Here is a 4851-nt window from a genome sequence, read left to right as displayed (position 1 = left end):
CTACGCGCTGGAAAAGCTGACCGGCTGGACCCCGGAGCTTTCGCCAGCCATGGACTCGCCGCTCTACCGCGCGCGCACGCTGGCGGGCGTTACGGGCAAGCCGCGGGGCGAGCGGGTCACTGTGTTCGCGGTCTTGCTTGCTGTCTCGCATGCTGTCTCGCTTCAAGATTCATTCCTCGCCGTCGCGCTTGCGCAGGAGATCCCTGGCGAGATCGGCGAGCGCGGGTCTGGGCAAGGCGGTGAACGGCAGCGGGCGGGTGACGTCGATGGCCGCGAGCCCGAGCCGCGCGGTCATGAGGCCGTTGAGGACGCCTTCGCCGAGCCGCTGCGACAGCTTGGCGGCAATGCCATGGCCGAGCATCTGCTGGATCAGGCTGTCGCTCGCCGCCATGCCGCCGGTGATGGCGACATGGGCAATGACATGACGCATCAGCGCGATCATGCCGAGCGCGCCCGGCCTTCCGCCGTAGAGCCGCGCCAGTTGCCGGATCAGGCGCAGCGAGGCCGCGAACACGAACAGCACGTCGATCAGGGCGCGCGGGCTGACCGCGGTGACGATCGAGACCCGCTGCGCGGCGGTCGAGACCAGGCGGCGCGCCTCCTGATCGAGCGGCGTCATCAGTTCGCGTTCGGCCAGCCGGATCAGGTCGGCGCCGTCGATGATGTCGCCGGCATGGCCCTGCAGCGCGGCGCGGGCCCGCGCCAGATGCGGGTTCTGATGCGCCAGTTTTACCAGTTCCTGCACCACGTCCCGGCTTTCCCGGCGATCGTCGCTCAGCAGCACCGCGGCGGCGCGCAGATGCAGTTTTTCGATCGTCGCCAGGCGGACAAGCCCGAAGATTTCGCGGACGACGACAACGGCAAGCGCCAGCGCGGCGGCGCCGGCAAAGACCAGTCCGAGCAGGCCTAGACCTTGGCTGCGCGCAAACAGATCCTCGATCAGCTGGGTGACGCCAAGCCCGGCGCCGAGCAGGCTCAGTCCCGCGATCCCGCTCCAGAACACCGCGCCCCAGCGCAAGCCGCGCCGCGCCGGGGCGACCGGCCGCTCGACCGGGACCGGCAGCAGGGCAGGGTGGTCGGCTTCCGGGGTGACCTGGACCGTGCCGCGCGAGGGTCGGCCTTTGTCGTCCGCATCGATCACCACCACGCCGGGGTCATCGAGCCTGAAGGTGGCCGGCTTGCGATGCAAGGGAGGCTCGCTCATTGCAGTTTGTCTCCGATCAGAAACTGGAGGGCGCGGTCGAGACGGATGTGGGGCAGCGCCGGACCCTCAGCCTCCCCGCTCTCAAGGGGCGGCGGACGAAAGCGGAGAAAGCGAAAATCGGTCCCTTGCGCCGGGGCGCTGGAGAGGCCGTGAAAGGCGCCATTGCCGGCAAAGAGCGGCTCCGGATCATCGGGCAGGTCGCCCGGAAAGGTCGCGACCTCGGTCAAGCCGTCGAAGGCCTCGCCGTCGGCGCGCTCGCCGGGAGCGGGGGTGCCGAGGATGGAGGGCAATCTGTCGCGGCCGTGCTGCACCTGGGCCTCGCGGGTGGCGCGGACCGCCGACAGCGCGACGACGTCGATATCGGCCCCGGTGTCCGCGGCGCGGGCGACCGCCCGGCTGACGGTCCGCCGCAACACCGCCTCGAGCCGATCATGGCTCGAATGGTGCAGATGATCGGCCTTGGTGGCGGCAAACAGGATGCGGTCGATCCGCGGCCGGAACAGGCTGGAGAGCAGCGTGCTGCGTCCGATCCGCAGGCAATCCAGGATCCCCGCCAGCGCCGCTTCGAGGTCGACCAGGGCTTCCGGTCCGGCGTTGAATGCCGCGAGCGCATCGACCAGGACGACCTGGCGATCGAGCCGCGAGAAATGATCGCGAAAGAAAGGCCGGATCACGACGTCCTTGTAGGCCTCATAGCGCCGGACCATCATCGCCCACAGCGAGCCCTCGGGTGCGGCGCCGTCATCGGGCAGGTCGAGCGGCGCAAAGGTCAGCGCCGGCGATCCCGCAAGATTGCCCGGCATCAGAAAGCGGCCCGGCGGCAGCAGGCTCATGGCGAAGCGTTCGTCGCGGCAGGCGCGCAGATATTCGGTGAACAGCCGCGCCGCCGACAGCGCCGCCTGCTCGTCGGCCGGCTCTTGCGCATGCAGCGTCGCAAGATCGGCGTGCCAAGGTTCCGCGAGCCTGGCGCGGGGCCGCTGCCGCGACAGGCCAAGGCTTTCCCGCGACCATTCCGCGTAAGTCTTGTGCAGCAGCGGCAGATCGAGCAGCCATTCGCCGGGATAGTCGACAATGTCGAGCGTCAGCGTGCGGTCGGCGCCGTTCGGCCGCTGATAGTCGATCACCAGCCGCAATTCGCTGACATCCACCGTCGAGTCCGGCCAGCGGCGCTGCTCGACCAGGGTGCGGACATGGTTCTCGTAATCGAAACGCGGCACCGCGTCGTCGGGCTGCGGTTCGAGCCGCGCCCGCGCGATCCGCCCCGAGGCGAACGGCTCGAAAACCGGAAAGCGGCCGCCGCGGGTGAGGCCGCGAATCAGCGCCGTGATGAAGACGGTCTTGCCGGCGCGTGACAGCCCGGTGACGCCGAGCCGCACCGTCGGATTGAAAAAGTGATCGCCATAATCCTTCAGGGCCCGCGCCGAAAGCAGCGCTTCATCGACAATATCGGAAAGACGGAGGGCCATGCGGCGCGGAAAACCCGGCTTGACGGTGGCAATTGACGGTAGAACTACCGGAAAGTGGCGATTGCCTCGCCAGAATCAAGTTTCATATTTAAGACGCGATTGGCGCCGAGGAGGGTGGGTGCGCATTGACCTCCCCGGAGTGTTGTTTTACCTCAATCCCAGCGCAGCTTGTCGGGCCGCCATGACCGTCTTCCAACTGAAGCAACTCGCCTCGACCTCGGCCCATGCCGCAGCCGGCGCGATCCGCTGGAACTATGATCGCGCCGAGTTGATCGCGGACGGCATCGTGCACGGCATCGGCGTGTTCAGCGGCCTGGTCGCGGTCACGGTGCTGATCGTGCTCGCCGCCGTATTCGCTTCCGCCTACGAAGTCCTCTCGGTGTCGGTCTACGCCGCGGGCCTGCTCATGATGCTCGGATTTTCGGCTGCCTATAATCTGTGGCCGATCTCGAAAAGCAAATGGCTGCTGCGCCGGCTCGATCATTCCGCGATCTATGTCCTGATCGCGGCGACCTATACGCCGGTATTTGCCCAGCTGCAGGATCGCGTGTTTGCGCTGTCGTTGCTCGCCGGCGTTTGGAGCATTGCCGCGGTCGGGATCGTGCTGAAGCTGTTCTTCCCCGGCCGCTTCGACAAGGTATCGGTCGGGCTCTATCTGGCGATGGGCTGGAGCGGGCTGCTCGCCTTCGACGACGGCCTGTCGTCGCTGCCGCGGCTTTCGCTGTGGTTCATCGTCGCCGGCGGCCTGCTCTATACTTTCGGCGTGATCTTTCACGCCTGGCGCCGTCTTCGCTTCCAGAATGCGATCTGGCACGCTTTCGTGCTGATGGGCGCGGCCTGCCATTATACCGCCGTGATGGATCTCGTTCTGGCGTAGCTCAGCGATTTTGAAGTTCTGATCATATCGGCGCTTGCGATGCTGCGCCCCCTCTCCCGCTCTTCGCGGGGGAGGGTTGGGGTGGGGGAAGCTCCGGGCGAAAATCCATCGATCTGATATCGCGGCTACACACGTAGCTAACACCGCCGATGCCGCGCCCCCACCCCACCCTCCCCCGCGAAGAGCGGGAGAGGGAGTGAGAGGACAACGCCCGTGGCTTGAAATGATAGCTTTCATGGAATCGATCCTCTAGAATTTTAAAACCGAAAGCTTGAGGGGGAGGGGGTGCGATGCAGGTGGCGGGCAGAGTGGTGGTCGTCACCGGCGGCGCCAACGGCATCGGGCGGGCGCTGTGCGAAGTCTTTCACCGCGCCGGCGCCGCCAAGGTTGTCGTCGCCGATCTCGATGGTGCCGGCGCGCGGGCGGTTGCGGCCGGCATCGGCGGCGCGGCCTTCGAATGCGATGTCGCTCAGGAGAAAGACGTCAGCCACGTCATCGAGGAAAGCGAGCGGCAGTTCGGCCCGATCGCGCTGTTCTGCTCCAATGCCGGCATCGGCGGCGGCTTCGATCCGATGTCGGAAAATGCCGGCGGCAGCTCCGACGAGCCGTTTGCGCGAAGCTTTGCCATCCATGTCATGGCCCATGTCTATGCCGCGCGGCATCTGATCCCGCGCATGAGAGCGCGCGGGGAGGGCTACTTTCTCAACACCATTTCGGCGGCCGGCCTGTTGTCGCAGGTCGGCAGTCCGGCCTATTCGACCACCAAGCACGCCGCGGTCGGCTTTGCCGAGAACCTCGCGATTTCGCACAAGGCTCATGGCATCAAGGTCTCGATCCTGTGTCCGCAGGGCGTCGATACCGACATGCTGCGCGCGATCCCGAAGGGCCCGCAATCCGGCGACGGCGATTTGACGCCCGGGCAGGTCGCGCAGGATGCGCTGAAGGGTATCGAGCAGGAAACATTCCTGATCCTGCCGCACCCGCAGGTGCTGGGCTACATGCGCAACAAGGCGGAGAATTACGACCGCTGGATCGCAGGCATGGCCAAGATCCAGGCCAGGATGCGCGAGACCTACGGCAAGTGAAGACGCCGAGGGCCGCGCGACCGACACGGCTGTTGCGACAAACGCAGCTGTCATCGCGACGAACACAGCTGTCGCGACAAACACGGCTGTCGCGACAAACACAGCTGTCGCGACAACCACAGCTGTCGCGACAACCACAGCTGTCGCGACAAACACAGCTGTCGCGACAAACATAGCTGTCGCGACAAAGACAGCCTGTCGCGACAAACACAGCCTGTC

4 protein-coding genes are annotated in these 4851 nt (G+C 66.3%); 2 read left to right on the top strand and 2 right to left on the bottom strand.

The window, feature by feature from the left end; genetic code table 11:
* Positions 1-169: 169 nt before the first annotated feature.
* Together ABSG20_RS30075 and ABSG20_RS30070 are read right to left on the bottom strand one after the other, a co-directional pair.
* Positions 170-1204 carry a YcjF family protein gene (locus ABSG20_RS30075; protein ID WP_423868097.1) on the bottom strand — a complete coding sequence of 345 codons (1035 nt, stop codon included), beginning with the start codon at positions 1202-1204 and terminating at the stop codon, positions 170-172.
* Positions 1201-2670: a YcjX family GTP-binding protein gene (locus tag ABSG20_RS30070; RefSeq protein ID WP_423868096.1), complete on the bottom strand. Its 1470-nt coding sequence runs from the start codon at positions 2668-2670 to the stop codon at positions 1201-1203. Before ABSG20_RS30070 ends, ABSG20_RS30075 begins: the two co-directional genes overlap by 4 nt.
* A 181-nt stretch (positions 2671-2851) precedes the next feature.
* On the opposite strand from ABSG20_RS30070, the gene trhA reads away from it, so the two are divergent.
* Complete coding sequence (gene trhA / locus ABSG20_RS30065) at positions 2852-3547, top strand: PAQR family membrane homeostasis protein TrhA (RefSeq protein WP_423868095.1); 696 nt, start codon at positions 2852-2854, stop codon at positions 3545-3547.
* A 290-nt stretch (positions 3548-3837) separates the two neighbouring features.
* Positions 3838-4632 carry an SDR family oxidoreductase gene (locus ABSG20_RS30060; protein ID WP_423868094.1) on the top strand — a complete coding sequence of 265 codons (795 nt, stop codon included), beginning with the start codon at positions 3838-3840 and terminating at the stop codon, positions 4630-4632.
* Positions 4633-4851: the final 219 nt, after the last annotated feature.

This window comes from Bradyrhizobium sp. (assembly GCF_049512235.1).
Classification (GTDB): Bacteria; Pseudomonadota; Alphaproteobacteria; order Rhizobiales; family Xanthobacteraceae; genus Bradyrhizobium.
The sequence above is the reverse complement of the archived record's forward strand: the minus strand, read 5'-3'. Positions and strand labels throughout refer to the sequence as shown.